The organism is Agromyces sp. LHK192 (assembly GCF_004006235.1).
Classification (GTDB): domain Bacteria; phylum Actinomycetota; class Actinomycetes; order Actinomycetales; family Microbacteriaceae; genus Agromyces.
This window is the reverse complement of record NZ_CP034753.1, coordinates 2234518-2250630: the sequence shown is the minus strand read 5'-3', so window position 1 is coordinate 2250630 and position 16113 is coordinate 2234518. Positions and strand designations below refer to the sequence as shown.

16 protein-coding genes are annotated in these 16113 nt (G+C 71.4%); 14 read left to right on the top strand and 2 right to left on the bottom strand.

What is annotated here, in order from left to right:
* Nucleotides 1-42: 42 nt before the first annotated feature.
* Nucleotides 43-1275, bottom strand: coding sequence for a DUF349 domain-containing protein (locus ELQ40_RS10095; RefSeq protein WP_127793573.1), 1233 nt, complete (start codon nucleotides 1273-1275; stop codon nucleotides 43-45).
* A gap of 111 nt (nucleotides 1276-1386) precedes the next feature.
* Nucleotides 1387-2172, bottom strand: a complete 786-nt coding sequence (locus ELQ40_RS10090; RefSeq protein WP_127793572.1) for a peptidylprolyl isomerase — start codon at nucleotides 2170-2172, stop codon at nucleotides 1387-1389.
* Nucleotides 2173-2318: 146 nt separating this feature from the next.
* Here ELQ40_RS10090 and ELQ40_RS10085 point away from each other — a divergent pair, with 146 nt between their 5' ends.
* The 14 genes from ELQ40_RS10085 to ELQ40_RS10020 all read left to right on the top strand — a co-directional run bounded on the left by ELQ40_RS10085 (nucleotide 2319) and on the right by ELQ40_RS10020 (nucleotide 15996).
* Entirely contained in the window at nucleotides 2319-3719 is a 1401-nt protein-coding gene (locus ELQ40_RS10085; protein ID WP_127793571.1) for a replication-associated recombination protein A, read from the top strand.
* 231 nt (nucleotides 3720-3950) lie between these two features.
* Nucleotides 3951-4574: a 30S ribosomal protein S4 gene (gene rpsD, locus ELQ40_RS10080; protein ID WP_127793570.1), complete on the top strand. Its 624-nt coding sequence runs from the start codon at nucleotides 3951-3953 to the stop codon at nucleotides 4572-4574.
* Nucleotides 4575-4732: 158 nt separating this feature from the next.
* The gene (locus ELQ40_RS10075; RefSeq protein WP_127793569.1) at nucleotides 4733-4939 is read left to right on the top strand and encodes a hypothetical protein; all 207 of its coding nucleotides are present in this window, start codon (nucleotides 4733-4735) and stop codon (nucleotides 4937-4939) included.
* 59 nt (nucleotides 4940-4998) lie between these two features.
* Nucleotides 4999-7656, top strand: a complete 2658-nt coding sequence (gene alaS / locus ELQ40_RS10070; protein WP_127793568.1) for an alanine--tRNA ligase — start codon at nucleotides 4999-5001, stop codon at nucleotides 7654-7656.
* 2 nt (nucleotides 7657-7658) lie between these two features.
* Entirely contained in the window at nucleotides 7659-8138 is a 480-nt protein-coding gene (ruvX, locus tag ELQ40_RS10065; protein ID WP_127793567.1) for a Holliday junction resolvase RuvX, read from the top strand.
* The gene (gene mltG / locus ELQ40_RS10060) at nucleotides 8135-9778 is read left to right on the top strand and encodes an endolytic transglycosylase MltG (protein WP_127793566.1); all 1644 of its coding nucleotides are present in this window, start codon (nucleotides 8135-8137) and stop codon (nucleotides 9776-9778) included. Before ruvX ends, mltG begins: the two co-directional genes overlap by 4 nt.
* Complete coding sequence (locus ELQ40_RS10055; protein WP_127793565.1) at nucleotides 9771-10607, top strand: shikimate dehydrogenase; 837 nt, start codon at nucleotides 9771-9773, stop codon at nucleotides 10605-10607. The genes mltG and ELQ40_RS10055 overlap by 8 nt, the downstream gene beginning before the upstream one ends.
* 96 nt (nucleotides 10608-10703) lie before the next feature.
* Nucleotides 10704-11909, top strand: coding sequence for a chorismate synthase (aroC, locus tag ELQ40_RS10050; RefSeq protein ID WP_127793564.1), 1206 nt, complete (start codon nucleotides 10704-10706; stop codon nucleotides 11907-11909).
* A gap of 58 nt (nucleotides 11910-11967) precedes the next feature.
* Nucleotides 11968-12468 (top strand): shikimate kinase, encoded by a 501-nt coding sequence (locus tag ELQ40_RS10045; RefSeq protein ID WP_370296328.1) that lies wholly within the window; start codon nucleotides 11968-11970, stop codon nucleotides 12466-12468.
* Nucleotides 12465-13553, top strand: coding sequence for a 3-dehydroquinate synthase (aroB, locus tag ELQ40_RS10040; protein ID WP_127793563.1), 1089 nt, complete (start codon nucleotides 12465-12467; stop codon nucleotides 13551-13553). Before ELQ40_RS10045 ends, aroB begins: the two co-directional genes overlap by 4 nt.
* Nucleotides 13554-13611: 58 nt before the next feature.
* On the top strand, nucleotides 13612-14070 hold the full coding sequence (locus ELQ40_RS10035) for a type II 3-dehydroquinate dehydratase (RefSeq protein ID WP_127793562.1): 459 nt from the start codon (nucleotides 13612-13614) through the stop codon (nucleotides 14068-14070).
* Between the two features lie 134 nt (nucleotides 14071-14204).
* Complete coding sequence (efp, locus tag ELQ40_RS10030; RefSeq protein WP_127793561.1) at nucleotides 14205-14768, top strand: elongation factor P; 564 nt, start codon at nucleotides 14205-14207, stop codon at nucleotides 14766-14768.
* The gene (gene nusB / locus ELQ40_RS10025) at nucleotides 14768-15181 is read left to right on the top strand and encodes a transcription antitermination factor NusB (RefSeq protein ID WP_127793560.1); all 414 of its coding nucleotides are present in this window, start codon (nucleotides 14768-14770) and stop codon (nucleotides 15179-15181) included. The genes efp and nusB overlap by 1 nt, the downstream gene beginning before the upstream one ends.
* Before the next feature lie 302 nt (nucleotides 15182-15483).
* Nucleotides 15484-15996, top strand: coding sequence for a DoxX family protein (locus ELQ40_RS10020; RefSeq protein WP_205649313.1), 513 nt, complete (start codon nucleotides 15484-15486; stop codon nucleotides 15994-15996).
* Nucleotides 15997-16113 lie beyond the last annotated feature (117 nt).

Below are 16113 nucleotides of genomic sequence, written 5' to 3'. Positions count from 1 at the left end.
TGGATGAACGCGGGACCTGCGGGGTGCGCAGGAACGGCCGGATCAGCCGCCGACGGCCTTGAGCCAGGCGCGACGGGCCTCGAGGGCTTCCTTCGCCTCCGCTGCGGCCCTCGCGTCGCCCGACGCCTCCGCGGCGGCGAGGTCGGCCTCGAGCTTCGAGATCGCGTCCTGGAGCTGTCCGAGCATGCCCTCGGAGCGCGCCTTCTTCTCGGGGTCCTCGCGCTGCCAGCGTTCGTCCTCGAGGGAACGGACATGCTGTTCGACCTTGCGAAGACGGTCCTCGACCGATCGCACGTGGTCGCGCGGCACCTTGCCGATCTCGTCCCAGCGACGCTGGAGCCGGCCCAGCGTGGCTCGCGCCGGCGCCGGGTCGGTCGCGGTGAGCAGCGTCTCGGCTTCGGTGAGGACCTCGAGCTTCTGCTCGAGGTTCGCACGGAACTCCTCGTCGTCGCGGGCGTCGACCTCGGCCTTCGCCTGGAAGAGCACGTCGCCGGCGGCCTTGAACTTCGCCCAGAGCGCGTCGTCGAGCTTCTTGCCCGCGCGTCCGGCCTGCTTCCACTCGTCGAGCAGGTTCCGATACTCGGCGACGCCGTCGGCACCGCGCGGTGCGAGGGCCTCCGCGCGCTCGATCAGCCGCTGCTTGCGTGCGCGCACATCGCGGTGCGAGGCATCCAGTTCTGCGAAGAAGGCCTTGCGGTGGGTCTCGATGGTCGCGCGCGCCGTGCGGAACCGCTTCCAGAGCTCGTTGGCGTCGTTCTTCGGAAGGCGCGGGCCCTCCTGCTGGTGGCGCTGCCACGCGGCGAACAGCTCGTCGAGCGCTGCGGACGTCTGCTTCCACTGCGTCTTCTGCGGGTCCTGCGCGGCGAGCTGCTCGGCCTGCTCGACGATCGCGGCGCGTTCGGCAAGCGCCTGCTCGACGGCGGCGCGCGCCTCGGCCTGCTGCTGCTCCGTGAGTTCCTGGGCGGTCCCGGAGAGGGCCTCGAGTCGCTTCGCGAGGGCGTCGAGATCACCGACCGCGTGGGCGTCGGCGACCGAGGCGCGCAGGTGCGTCACGGCCTTGGCGACGTCGGCGGCGGGTGCGCCGCGACGGACTCGCTGCTCCAGGAGCGTCACCTGGCCGGCGAGGTCGGTGTACTTGCGCTCGAAGTAGGCGAGCGCCTCCTCGGCGGTGCCGTCGGGGTACTGGCCGACCTCGCGTTCGCCCTCGGCGGTCCGCACGAAGACGGTGCCCGTCTCGTCGACGCGGCCCCACGGTTGCTGGTCTGATTCGGTCACGGCCTCACCCTGTCGTGGTCGGATGCCGCCCTCGGCGGCGCACTGGAGACAGCCTATTGCACGCCCCCGCCGGGCTGTCGGCGGTCGCCGGGGCGTCTGGTCAGCAGAGGGTCACTGCACGGTGAACGACTCGATCGTGACGGGAACGGCCGGTGCGCCGTCGCCGGCACCGTCGGCGGTGCCGGCCGAGATGACGGATGCCTGAAGCTGGTCGAGTCCGCTGGTCACGCGGCCGAGCACGGTGTACCCGCCCGCCGCATCCGACGGGATCGTCGAGTCCTCGTAGACGATGAAGAACTGGCTGCCCATGCTGTGGGCGTTCCCGCCCTGCCGGGCCATGGCGAGGGTGCCGGCGGGGTAGAGGTCGTCGGCAGGGGCGTTCTCGACCGGGCCGTACGAGTAGCCGGGGCCGCCGGTCCCGGTGCCCTCGGGGTCGCCGCACTGCAGCACGAAGATGCCGCTCGTCGTCAGGCGGTGGCACGTGGTGCCGTCGTAGAAGCCGGACTGGGCGAGGGTGATCTCCGAGGCGACGGCCTGCGGGGCGGCCGCTCCGTCGAGCTCGACGCCCAGCGGGACGCCGTTGATGGTGATGGTGCCGGTCCAGGTACGCCCCTCGGCCAGGTCGGGCGAGGGCACGTCGCCCTGGTTCTCGCCGGCGGCGGGGGTCTCGGTGGGCGCGGGAGTCTCGGTGGACTCGGCCGCAGGGGTGCCGGGGCCGCCGCTGAAGTAGAAGAGCTGTGCTGCGACGGCGAGCACGAGGACGACCACGAGCGCACCGCCGGCGATGACGTTGTCGCGGACGCGCCGGCGCTGCTTGCGCCGGTGCACCTCCTGACGTGCCTTGTACGTGCGCAGACGCGCTCGCTCCTCGCGGGCCTGACGGTCGTTGGCTGCCACGCATGCTCCTTCTCGGGATCCTGCGACCAGATGCTACGCAAGCGACGGGTGCTGAGCCAATTCCCGCGTCACGTCGACGTCGGTGAGTCGGGGCCCGTGCCGATCGGGTCGCGGCCGCGTCGGTGGTCGCGGATACGCTTGAGGGCATGCAGGAGTCCGCACCTGGGCTGCGTTCGGGCGCGACGCCGCTCGCCGTCCGCATGCGCCCGACGAGCCTCGACGAGGTGGCGGGTCAACGCCACCTCCTGACGGCGGGTTCGCCGCTCAGGGCGCTGGCCGGCGACCGCGCCGGGACGACGGGGTCGGTCTCGGTCATCCTCTGGGGGCCGCCCGGCACCGGCAAGACGACCATCGCGCAGGCGATCGCACGTTCCTCGGGGCGCAAGTTCGTCGAGCTCTCGGCGGTCACGGCCGGCGTTCGCGACGTGCGTCAGGTCATGGAGGAGGCGCAGGCGAGTCGAGACCTCTACGGGCTGTCGACGGTGCTGTTCCTGGACGAGATCCACCGGTTCACCAAGGCGCAGCAGGACGCGTTGCTGCCGGGGGTGGAGAACGGCTGGGTCATCCTCGTCGCGGCGACGACGGAGAACCCCTCGTTCTCCGTGATCTCGCCGCTCCTGTCGCGGTCGTTGATGCTGACCCTCGAGACGCTCTCCGACGACGACCTCGGCCTCCTCGTCGACCGGGCGGTGGTCGACGGCCGTGGCCTCGCCGGCAGGTTCGCGCTCGATGCCGAGGCGCGGGCCGCGATCGTGCGGCTCGCATCCGGCGACGCTCGACGAGCGCTGACGGCGTTGGAGGCGGCATCCGTCTCGGCGGCCCAGCTCGCCGCCGACCCGCAACCGGACGCCGAGGCGGAGGGAGCGGTCGACGCCGGCGACGAGACATCCGACGACCCACCGCCGTTGCCCGTGATCACCGCCGAGATCGTGTCGCGGGCGGTCGATCGCGCGCTGCTGCGATACGACCGTGCCGGCGATGAGCACTACGACGTCATCAGCGCGTTCATCAAGTCGGTCCGGGGGAGCGACGTCGACGCCGCCCTGCACTACCTCGCCCGCATGATCGAGGCGGGCGAGGATCCGCGGTTCATCGCCCGACGGTTGATCGTGCTCGCGAGCGAGGACGTCGGCCTGGCGGATCCGACGGCGCTCGGCGTGGCCGTCGCGGCGGCCGACGCGGTGCAGTTCATCGGGATGCCGGAAGGGCGGATCCCGCTCGCGCAGGCGACGGTGCACCTCGCGACCGCGCCGAAGTCCAACGCCGCGTACGTCGGCATCGACCGCGCCATCGCCGACGTCCGGGAGGGCAAGGCGGGGCGCGTCCCGAAGCACCTGCGGGACGCGCACTACCCCGGCGCGAAGCGATTGGGCCACGGAAAGGGGTACCGGTATCCGCACGACGAATCGATCGGGGTCGTCGAGCAGCAGTACCTGCCGGACGGCCTCCGCGGCGCGGTCTACTACCAGCCGACCGAGCACGGCAACGAGCGGGAACTCTCGGCGCGACTCCAGAAGCTCCGCCGCATCGTCCGGGGCGACGGCTGACTCGGGCGCGGGCGCAGTCGTGATAGGCGCGGGTGCAGTCGTGATAGGCGCGGGTGCAGTCGTGATAAGATCGTCGCTGGCCTGAAGCCAGGTCCTCGAGCGCGGCTGCGAGAGGATCACCGGCGAGCGGGTGCGATCTGTAGCCGATCCACCCCTGGCGAATCCCTCTGACACCGTTCCGGCGCGCCAGTGCGCCGCGAACCCGCTTGAGATTCTTCCGAAAGGACATTCGTGTCGAACCAGTCACGCAGCAAGACGCGCCTCTCGCGCGCCCTCGGCGTCGCCCTGACCCCGAAGGCCGCCCGCATCCTCGAGAAGCGCCCGTACGCCCCCGGCGAGCACGGCCGCACCAAGCGCAAGCAGGACAGCGACTACGCCGTCCGCCTCCGCGAGAAGCAGCGCCTGCGCGCCCAGTACGGGATCCGCGAGAAGCAGCTCCGCATCGCCTACAACGAGGCCAAGCGCACCGACGGCCAGACGGGTGAGAACCTCGTCGAGCTGCTCGAGATGCGTCTCGACGCCCTCGTGCTCCGCGCCGGCTTCGCCCGCACCATCGCGCAGGCCCGCCAGTTCGTCGTGCACCGCCACATCCTCGTCGACGGCAAGATCGTCGACCGTCCCTCGTTCCGCGTGAAGCCGGGCCAGCACGTCTCGGTCAAGCAGCGCTCCGAGGGCACCGAGCCCTTCCAGGTCGCGGCCGCCGGCGGTCACGTCGACGTCCTGCCCAAGACCCCGGGCTACCTCGAGGTCGACCTCGACAAGCTCCAGTTCTCGCTCTCGCGTCGCCCGAAGCGCGCTGAGGTGCCGGTCACCTGTGACGTGCAGCTGGTCGTCGAGTACTACGCAGCCCGCTGACGCATCGCGTCGGTTCGGAGGGGTCGCGGGAACTTCCCGCGGCCCCTTCGTCGTCTCGGTGAGCTCGTCGCCCACGGCCCGGCACGGCCCGCCGACACTAGACTGATCCGAGGCCAGCGCGCCGTGGACGCGGCGCACCGATTCCTAGGAGCCCCTTCGTGAAGCACATCCTCTGGTTCGCAGTCGGCGTCGCGGCAGGGTTCGTCGTCGCCCACCAGGTGAACCGCACCGAACCGGGCCGGGCGTTCTTCGCCGCGGTCGACGGCAAGGCGCGCGCGTTCGGGCAGGCGATCGCCGAGGGGTACCACGAGCGCGACGCCGAGCTCCGCGCCGCCACCGAGGCCGGCCCCGCAGCCGACCGCTGATCGGCGCACGCACCACCCACCCGCCCGGCGAACCGGGCCGTGACCACGAGAACGGAACCATGCAGACCGCCGACATCAGCCGTCGCTACCTCGACTTCTTCGCCGCTCGCGACCACACCGTCGTGCCCTCCGCCTCGCTCGTCAGCGACGACCCGACCCTCCTCTTCACCGTCGCCGGCATGGTCCCCTTCGTGCCGTACCTCACCGGTGTCGTACCGGCCCCGTACCCGCGGGCGGTCGACGTGCAGAAGTGCATCCGCACCAACGACATCGAAGAGGTCGGCAAGACGCCGCGCCACGGCACCTTCTTCCAGATGCTCGGGAACTGGTCGTTCGGCGACTACTTCAAGGAAGGCGCGATCGAGTACGCCTGGGAGTTCCTGACGAAGCCCGAGGCAGAGGGTGGCCTGGGCTTCGCGGAGCGGGACCTGTGGGTCACCGTGTACGAGACCGACGACGAGGCCGCGGGCCTGTGGAAGAAGATCGCCGGCCTGCCCGACGAGCGCATCCAGCGCATGGGCAAGGAGGACAACTACTGGAGCACCGGGCACCCGGGGCCCGCCGGCCCCTGCTCCGAGATCTACGTCGACCGGGGTGCGCAGTACGGTCCCGACGGCGGCCCGATCGTCGACGACACGCGCTACACCGAGATCTGGAACCTCGTGTTCATGCAGGACCTGATCACGAACGTGACGGGCAAGACCCAGTTCGACATCGTGGGCGAGCTGCCGCAGAAGAACATCGACACCGGTATGGGCCTCGAGCGCGTCGCGTTCCTCAAGCAGGGCCTCGAGAACATGTACGAGACCGACCAGGTCCGCCCGGTCCTCGACGTCGCATCGGCGCTCTCGGGTCGCCGTTACGGCGCCGACCACGATGATGACGTCCGCATGCGCATCATCGCCGACCACGTGCGTTCGTCGCTCATGCTCATGTCCGACGGCGTCCGTCCGTCGAACGAGGGCCGCGGCTACATCCTGCGCCGCCTGATGCGTCGGAGCATCCGGTCGATGCGGCTGCTGGGATTCGAGGGCCCGAGCTTCGCCGAGCTGTTCGCCGCTTCGCGCGACGCGATGAAGGCCGGATACCCCGAGGTCGAGACCGACTTCTCCCGCCTGTCGCAGATCGCCCTGGCCGAGGAGGAGACGTTCCTCAACACGCTCAGCGCGGGCACGTCGATCCTCGACCTCGCGGTCTCGAAGACGAAGGCGGCCGGCACGCCGCAGCTCGCCGGCGACACCGCGTTCCTGCTGCACGACACCTACGGGTTCCCGATCGACCTCACGCTCGAGATGGCCGAGGAGGCCGGGCTCGAGGTCGACCGTCCGGCGTTCGACGCCCTGATGGCCGACCAGCGGGCCCGTGCGAAGGCCGACGCCAAGTCCAAGAAGCAGACCCTCGCCGACGTCACGGCGTACTCGCCGTTCCGGTCGCTCGGTGAGACGGTCTTCACCGGGTACACCGACCTCGCGACCGATTCGACGGTGCTCGGCATCCTCGTCGACGGGCATCCGGTCACCGCGGCCGTCGCGGGTCAGACGGCGGAGGTGATCCTCGCGGCGACGTCGCTGTACGCGGAGTCCGGCGGCCAGATGCCCGACAAGGGACGCATCGTCGGCGACGGGTACGTGCTCGACGTGCTCGACGTCCAGAAGCCCGTGCCCGGCCTGATCAGCCACACGGTCCAGGTCGCGTCCGGCGAGGTCGGCGTGGGGGTCGCGGCGCGTTCCGAGGTCGACGCGGCCTATCGTCGCGGTGCGACGCAGGCCCACTCCGGCACGCACCTCGTGCACGCCGCCCTCCGCCAGGTGCTCGGGCCCGACGCGCACCAGGCCGGTTCGCTCAACCGCGCCGGATACCTGCGGCTCGACTTCGGCTGGAACAAGGCGCTCTCCACCGAGACGAAGACCGAGATCGAGGAGATCGCGAACACCGCGATCCGCGACAACCTCGAGGTCGTCACGCGCGAGATGCCCCTCGACGAGGCGAAGGCGCTCGGCGCCATGGCCCTGTTCGGCGAGAAGTACGGCGACGTCGTGCGCGTCGTCGACATCGGCGGCCCGTGGTCGCGCGAGCTCTGCGCGGGCACGCACGTCGCGACGAGCGCCGAGGTCGGCATGATCAACCTCATCGGCGAGTCGTCGGTCGGTGCGACCAGCCGACGCGTCGAGTCGCTCGTCGGCATGGAGGCATTCCGTCAGTTCGCCGCCGAGCGTGCGCTCGTGAACGAGTTGACGGCCAACCTGAAGACCCGTCCCGAACAGCTCGTCGACCGCGTCGGCGAGCTCGTGACGAGCCTCAAGGCCGCGGAGAAGAAGATCCAGGCCTTCGAGCAGAAGGCCCTTGCCGAGCGGGTCCCGACGCTGGCCGACCGTGCCGGACGCATCGGTTCGAACCTGCTCGTCGCCGAGCACGTGGGCGCGCTGGCATCGGCCGACGAGCTGCGCACGCTCGCGAACCAGGTGCGCACGCGGCTCGGCGACGTGGCATCCGTCGTCGCGCTCACGGCCGACGTCGGCGGTCGCCCGGTCGCGATCGTGGCCACGTCGCCGGCGGCCCGAGAAGCGGGTGCGAACGCGGGTGCGCTCGCGAAGCGGATGGCGCAGGTCCTCGGCGGCGGAGGCGGCGGCAAGCCCGACCTGGCGCAGGGCGGCGGCAGCGACCTGGGCGCGATTCCGACCGCGCTCGACGCGGTGCGCGCGGAGCTCGGCGCCTGAGCATGCGTCCCGGGGTGAGGCTCGGGATCGACGTGGGGCGCGCCCGCGTCGGCGTCGCCAGGTGCGATGCCGGCGCGATCCTCGCGGTCCCGGTCGAGACCGTCGCACGCAGCGTGGACGGCGATGACGACGTGCTCCGGATCCTCGCGATCGCCGAGGAGTACGACGCGTTCGAGTTCGTGGTGGGCAATCCGCTGTCGCTGTCCGGGGGATCCACGGCGTCGACCGATGACGCCGTGGGGTTCGCGCTGAGGCTCGCCGGTGCTGGGGAGCGGGAGGTTCGCCTCGTGGACGAGCGGCTCTCGACGGTGACGGCCCAGCAGCAGCTCAGGGCCTCCGGAAAGAAGGCTCGCCAGCAGCGTCCCATTGTGGACCAAGCTGCGGCCGTTATCATTCTGCAACATGCACTCGATGCCGAACGGGCGTCCGGCGCTGCACCCGGCCGGGTGATCCCCACCGACGAAGGACGCAGAACCCAGTGACTCAGTCCCCCCCTGAGCCCGACGACGCACCAGACGGCGCCGCCTGGGACGCCATGCTGCGCGGAGACCAGCCGCGCGGCAGGACCCAGCCGAACGGCGACCCCTACGCGCTGCTCACCGGGCCCCGACGGCCGTCGCTTCCCGGCGGTGGTGGGGCCGCCGGCCCGGGCGCGCAGCCCGAGCGGCAACCGGTGACGGACGCGCCGGCGCAGCCTCGGTACGAGTCGCAGATCGTGCAGGATGCTGGGCCGTCCCAGCCCCCCGCGGCTCACCCGAACGCGATGGAGCACGGGATGAGCCGGCGAGCGTTGCGCGAGGCCGAGCAGCGTGCGGCTGCGGCATCCGGTGAAACCGCAGACGGTCGGCACGATGCCGGGTTCGACGCCATCCTCGCCGACTACGGGAGACCCGCTGCCGCAGAGGCGGATGCCCGGTACGCGGGCGCCTCGGCCGGCACCGGCGCGCGCAGCGCCGTCGCCGACCCCTGGGCCGAACTCGCCGACGAGCCCGAGCCCGCACGCCCGAGCCGCACCGATCGGCGGGCCGCGGCGGCGACCATCTCGGATCACCACGGCGACGACGGCCGTCGTCGCCGCCGCGGGCCGTGGGGCTGCCTCGTCGGCCTCCTCATCGTCGTCGCGCTCGGCGCGGGCGCCTGGTTCTTCCTCCAGGGCCCGATCAACTCGGTCATCGCGCGCTTCCAGCCGGCCCCCGATTTCGAGGGTTCGGGAACGGGGGAGGTCCTCTTCCAGATCCACGACGGCGACACCGGTTCCGACGTCGCCGTGAATCTGGAGGCCGAGGGTGTGACGGCGTCGTACGACGCGTTCTACGACCTCCTGCTCGCGCAGACGCCCGAACCGGAGTTCCACCCGGGGGTGTACCGACTCGCCGAGGAGATGAGCGCGGCCGCCGCCCTGGAGGCGCTGGTGGATCCGGCGAGCAAGCTCGAGAACACCGTGCTCATCACCGAGGGCACCTGGGCGAACGACGCCCTCGCCGAGGCGTCCGCGGTGCTCCAGATCCCGATCGAGGAGTTGCAGGCGGCGACCGCGAACCCGCAGGCGCTCGGACTCCCCGCCGAGGCGACCACGGTGGAGGGCTTCCTGTTCCCCGCCACGTACACCTTCGACCCCGGTGTCACGGCCGAACAGGTCGTGCAGCAGATGGTCCAGCAGAGCCTCGCGGCCTACGACGCCGCGGGCGTGGCGCCCGAAGACCGATATCGGGTCGCGACCGTCGCCTCCCTGATCGAGCGCGAAGGCCTGCCGCAGGACTTCGGCAAGGTGTCGCGGGTGATCCAGAATCGCCTCGACCAGGGGATGCTGCTCCAGTTCGACTCGACCGTGCATTACGGGCTCGGCGACAACTCGGTCGTCACGACGACGGATGCCGAGCGCGCCGATGCCGGCAACGCCTACAACACCTACGTGCACCCGGGCCTCACGCCGGGCCCGATCGGGAACCCGGGCGCCGCGGCCATCGCGGCGGCACTGGCGCCGGAGGACGGCCCGTGGCTGTACTTCGTGACGGTGAACCCCGACACCGGCGAGACGATCTTCACGTCGACGCTCGAGGAGCACGAGGCCGCGGCCGAGCGGTTCTACCAGTGGCTCGAGGAGAACTCGACGGATGGATGATGCCACCCGGCGGCTCGCCGTGCTCGGTTCGCCGATCGCGCACTCGATGTCCCCGGCGCTGCATCGCGCGGCCTACGACCTGCTCGGGCTCGAGCACTGGGAGTACACGCGCATCGAGGCCGTCGGCGCCGACCTCCCGGCGCTGCTCGACTCTCGCGACGAGAGCTGGCGCGGGTTGTCGCTCACGATGCCGCTGAAGCAGGACGTCATCCCGCTGCTCGACGACGTCGACGAGATCGCGACGCTGACCGATGCGGTCAACACCGTGCTGCTCGCCGACGGGGTGCGGCGCGGGTTCAACACCGATGTCGGCGGGATCGTCCGCGCCCTCCGCGCGGTCGGGTGCGACCAGGTCCGCACGGGCGCCCTGCTCGGCGGCGGTGCGACCGCGTCGTCCGCCCTCGCGGCGATGGCCGAGCTCGGCGCGGCATCCGTCGACGTCTTCCTGCGACGACCGGAGGCCGGCGGCCCGGTCGCCGAGCTCGCGGCCCGGCTCGGACTGCGCCTCGAGGTCCGGCCGATCGCCGATCTCGCGCGGCTCGAGGCCGTCGACCTCGTGGTGAGCACGCTTCCGGGCGGCGCCGACCCGGGGGTGGAGGCATCCCATGCCCTCAGGAGGAGTGCGCCGCTCTTCGACGTCGCCTACGCCCCGTGGCCGACGCCGCTCGTGGCGCAGTGGCTGGAAGACGACGGCACCGTGGTGCACGGCCTCGAGATGCTGCTGCACCAGGCGGTGCTGCAGGTGCGGATCTTCACGACCGGCGATCCGTTCGCCGAACTGCCCGACGAGGCCGCGGTGCTCGCGGCCATGCGGCTCGCGATCACCTGACCGGCTGCGCGGTCCGCTCCGCGCGGCATCCGTTGGGTCCGTCGTCCCGGGCGTCACGCGGCGTCCCGCCCGTCCCGCCTGTGGAAGGATGGACGCATGCTCCGTTGGCTCACTGCCGGAGAATCCCACGGCCCTGAGCTCGTGGCGATCATCGAGGGTCTCCCCGCCGGCATCCCCATCTCGCTCGACACGATCCGAGGCGATCTCGCGCGCCGCAAGCTCGGCTACGGCCGCGGCGCTCGCATGAAGTTCGAGCAGGACGAGCTGGCCATCTCGGGGGGCGTCCGCCACGGGCTCACCCTCGGCAGCCCGGTGGCCGTGCGCGTCGGCAACACCGAGTGGCCGAAGTGGCAGGAGGTCATGAGCCCGGAGCCGATCGACCCCGACAAGCTCGGACGGGGCCGCGGCGCCCCGCTGACCCGCCCTCGCCCCGGTCACGCCGACCTCGTCGGCATGCAGAAGTACGACTTCGACGAGGCGCGCCCGGTGCTCGAGCGCGCGAGCGCCCGCGAGACCGCGGCCCGCGTCGCGCTCGGCGCGGTCGCGAAGTCGTTCCTCGGCGAGCTCGGCATCCGGCTCGTGTCCCACACGCTCGCGATCGGTCCCGTGCGGGTTCCGGAAGGGGCGGAGCTGCCGCTGCCGGGCGACGTCGACCGGCTCGACGCGGATCCGCTGCGGTGCTTCGACGAGGAGACGAGCGCGCGCATGGTCGCCGAGGTCGACGATGCGCACAAGTCGGGCGACACGCTCGGCGGCGTCGTCGAGGTGCTGGCGTACGGGCTCCCGCCCGGGCTCGGGTCGCACGTGCACTGGGACCGCCGCCTCGACGCACAGCTCGCTTCCGCACTCATGGGCATCCAGGCGATCAAGGGGGTCGAGGTCGGCGACGGCTTCGAGACCACCCGACGGCGCGGTTCCGCCGCGCACGACGAGCTGCGCATGGCCGACGGTCGCATCGTGCGTGCGAGCGACCGTGCCGGCGGCACCGAGGGCGGGATGTCGACGGGGACCGTGCTGCGCGTGCGGGCGGGCATGAAGCCCATCGCGACCGTGCCGCACGCGCTCCCGACCGTGGATGTCGCGACCGGCGAGCCGGCTCCTGCGCACCACCAGCGCTCGGACGTGTGCGCGGTTCCCGCGGCCGGCGTCGTCGCCGAGGCGATGGTCGCCCTGACGCTCGCGAACTCGGTGCTCGAGAAGTTCGGCGGCGACTCGGTCGGCGAGACCCGCCGGAACCTCGAGGGCTACCTCGCCGCGATCCCCGATTCGCTCGCAACGGCCGGCGCCGCGATCGATGCCTGATCAGCGCTCGACGGCCGATCGCGGGTCGGCGCGGGGGCCGGCGCCGGACGCCTCGCGCGTGAACCTGCCCGTGGTGCTCATCGGTCCGATGGGCGCGGGCAAGAGCCGGGTGGGCGCGAGGCTCGCGCGGGAGGTCGGGGCGCCGTTCGTCGACACCGACCAGCGACTCGTGGAGCGGTACGGCCCGATCGAGGAGATCTTCGAGCGGGAGGGCGAGGAGTACTTCCGCATCATCGAGCGCGAGGTCGTGGCGGAGGCCCTCCGTGAGGAGGCGGTCGTCGCGCTCGGCGGCGGTGCGGTGCTGCACCCGGACACGCAGGACGATCTCGAGCCGCTCGCCGTGGTGCTGCTCCGGGTCGACGCCGAGGCGGTCGCGCCGCGGCTCGTCGGCGGCAACCGTCCGCTGCTCGCCGAGGGCGGCATCGAGCGGTGGCGGAGCATCCTCGCCGCCCGGCTGCCCGTCTACGAGGCCGTGGCGGACCTCGACATCGACACCTCGCGCCGTCCGGTCGCGCGGATCGTCGCGGAGATCACCGGACGACTGGGAGAACGAGCATGACGAGCGAAGCGGGCGACCGCACGGCGATCCGCGTCGGCGGCGAAGACGGATACGACGTCGTCGTCGGGCGGGGCGTGCTGGCCGAGCTGGGCGATGCGCTCGGCCCGAACGTCCGGAAGGTGCTCGTCGTGCATCCGGCGACGCTGGGGGCCCGGGCGAACGAGCTGCGCGCCGCATTGCAGGATCGCTTCGAGGTGCTGCTCGCCGAGATCCCCGACGCCGAGGCCGGGAAGCGCGTCGAGGTCGCCGCGTTCTGCTGGCAGATCCTGGGGCAGGCCGACTTCACCCGAACCGACGCCGTCGTCGGGCTCGGCGGGGGAGCCGCGACCGACCTCGCGGGCTTCGTCGCGGCCACCTGGCTGCGCGGCGTGCGCGTCGTCCAGATCCCCACCACGGTCCTCGGCATGGTCGACGCCGCCGTCGGCGGCAAGACCGGCATCAACACGAACGAGGGCAAGAACCTCGTGGGCGTCTTCCACGCGCCCGCCGCGGTGCTGTGCGACCTCGACCTGCTCGACACACTGCCGAAGAACGAGATCCTCGCCGGCTTCGCCGAGATCGTGAAGGCCGGGTTCATCCGGTACCCGGAGATCCTCGACGTGATCGAGGCCGATCCCGAGATCGCCACCGACCCGACGACGCCGCAGTTCCGCCGCGTGGTCGAGCTCGCGATCCGGATGAAGGCCGACGTCGTCTCCGAGGACTTCACCGAGGCGGGACTGCGCGAGATCCTGAACTACGGACACACCCTCGGGCACGCGGTCGAGCACGCCGAGCGCTACCAGTGGCGCCACGGCGCCGCGGTCGCCGTCGGCCTGGCGTTCGCAGCCGAGCTCGCCCGTCTCTCGGGCCGGCTCAGCGACGAGGTCGCCGACCGGCACAAGCGCGTCCTCGACCTGCTGAGCCTGCCGACGAGCTACCCCGCCGGGCGGTGGAACACGCTGCTGGCGACCATGCAGCGCGACAAGAAGTCGCGTGCCGGGCAGCTGCGCTTCATCGTGCTGGACGACCTCGCGAAGCCGACCGTCATGCAGGCGCCCGACCAGTCCCTGCTGTTCGCCGCCTACCAGGAGATCGCGTCGTGACCGGCGCCGCTGCGGTCGACGCGGAACCCGTCGGACGCCTCGCCGATAGGCTGCACGCGTGACCACGATCCTCGTCCTCAACGGCCCGAATCTCGGGCGACTCGGCGCGCGCGAGCCCGAGGTCTACGGCAGTGAGACCCTGGCCGACATCGGGGCCCGGATCGAGGCGTCCGTGCCCGACGGCATCCACATCGACCTGCGGCAGACCGAGGACGAGTCCGAGCTGATCGGCTGGCTCTACGAGGCGGTCGACCGCGGCACGCCGGTGGTGCTGAATCCGGCAGCCTTCACGCACTACAGCTACGGCCTGCGCGACGCCGCGGCGCTGCTCAAGCAGGCCGGCGTGCCGCTGATCGAGGTGCACCTGTCGAACCCGCACGCACGTGAGGCGTTCCGGCACACGAGCGTGATCTCGGCGGTGGCATCCGGGGTGATCGCCGGGTTCGGAGCAGACAGCTACCTGCTCGCGGTCGAGCAGATCGTGCGGCTGATCGGCGCATCCGACGCGAGGGCGTAGGCCGGCACCGCCATTCGGCCGGCTTCCCGTTCGGGTGGCGGGCGACTACACTCGATCGGGGCCAATCGCCTCCGCGTGCCCCGGCGCGCCCGAACGAGCTTCTCGCAACTGAACCACGACGAACGGAACACTCCATGGCATCGACCGCAGACATCAAGAACGGCGTCGTCCTCAACATCGACGGCCAGCTCTGGAGCGTGATCGAGTTCCAGCACGTGAAGCCGGGCAAGGGTGGCGCGTTCGTGCGCACCAAGCTCAAGAACGTCGTGTCGGGCAAGGTCGTCGACCGCACCTACAACGCCGGCACCAAGGTCGACATCGAGAACGTCGACCGTCGCGACTTCACCTACCTCTACAACGACGGCGACGGATTCGTCTTCATGGACGCCACCGACTACGACCAGATCACGGTTCCGGCCGCGACCGTCGGCGACGCGGCGAACTTCATGCTCGAGAACCAGAACGTCACCATCGCCCTGAACAACGGCAACCCGCTCTACGTCGACCTCCCCGCGTCGGTCGTGCTCGAGATCACCTACACCGAGCCGGGCCTCCAGGGCGACCGCTCGACGGGCGGCACGAAGCCGGCGACCGTGCAGACCGGCTACGAGATCCAGGTGCCGCTGTTCCTGGAGACCGGCACGAAGGTCAAGGTCGACACGCGTACCGGCGACTACCTCGGCCGCGTGAACGACTAGTGAGCGCCCGCACGAAGGCCCGCAAGCGGGCCCTCGACCTCCTGTACTCGGCGGACATGCGGCAGGTGCCCGTCGAGCAGCTGCTCACGGTCGAGGCCGAGCGCGCCGCGAACGAGCCCGAGCGTCAGGCGTCGTGGCTGTACGCTCGCGAGATCGTCGACGGCATCGTCGACCACCGGAACGAGATCGACGAGTTGATCTCGACGCACTCGCGCGGGTGGACGCTCGAGCGCATGCCCGCCGTCGACCGGGCGCTGCTGCGCGTCGCGGTGTGGGAGATCGTCTACAACGACGAGGTCCCCGACGGCGTCGCGATCTCCGAGGCCGTCGAGGCGGCCACGGTCCTCTCGACCGACGATTCGGCCGGGTTCGTCAACGGGCTCCTGAACGCCGTGTCGCACTCGAAGGCGTGACGGATCGCCGCGGCGTGCGCCGCGGCATCCGTCGGTTCGAAGGCCGGGACATCCATCGGATGTCCCGGCCTTCGTCGTTCCCGGATGCCGGTTCGAGGCCCGTCTCGGATGCCCCGATCCGGCGCCGACGCCGAGGGTGTGCACCGAGTGGGCGCAGGGGCGAACCCCGACCCGCGGTCGGTGCGACCACCGATCGGGAATTCAGCGGTCGTCCGGATGATCGGGACCCGGCCCTCCGATGGAATGGGCGTCGTCGCCGCTTCCGGCTGCCGTTCCCACTCCAGAATCAGAAGGGTCCATCCATGTCCTCCACCACGCTCGACAGCGGTCGCGCCTCCACCGCCATCGGCCTCGACGCCGTGCTCGACCGCGCGAATGCCGCGCAGGCCGTCGTCCAACGCTTCCTCGCCCGCATCGCGGTGCCGAGCCTGCGCGTCTCGCTCGGTCTCGTGTTCCTCGTCTTCGGCGCGCTCAAGTACCTGCCGGGGGTGAGCCCGGTGGAAGGCCTGGTGGGCAGCACCTGGAGCGCGCTCTCGTTCGGCCTCGTCGACGGGTACGCCGCGATGGCGATCACCGCGACGCTCGAGGTCTTCGTCGGCCTCACGTTCATCACCGGGTTCCTGCTGCGGGTCGGCCTGCTGGCGCTGGCCGGCACGTTCGTGGGCATCTTCTCGCCGCTCGTGTTCTTCTTCGGCGACCTGTTCACGGCGGCGGGCCCGACCCTCACGGCGCAGTACATCCTGAAGGACGTCGTGCTCGTGGCGGCAGCGCTGGTCGTCGCCGCGAAGGCGCTCACCCGGCCGATCGGTCGTTGAGCGGATCGCCGTCGCAGCGCCCGCTGCGCGCCGAACCGGCGAGAAGGGCTCCTGCCGGACGGCAGGGGCCCTTCTCGCGGCTGCTAGGATCGAGGGAAACGACCACCTTTTAAGGCC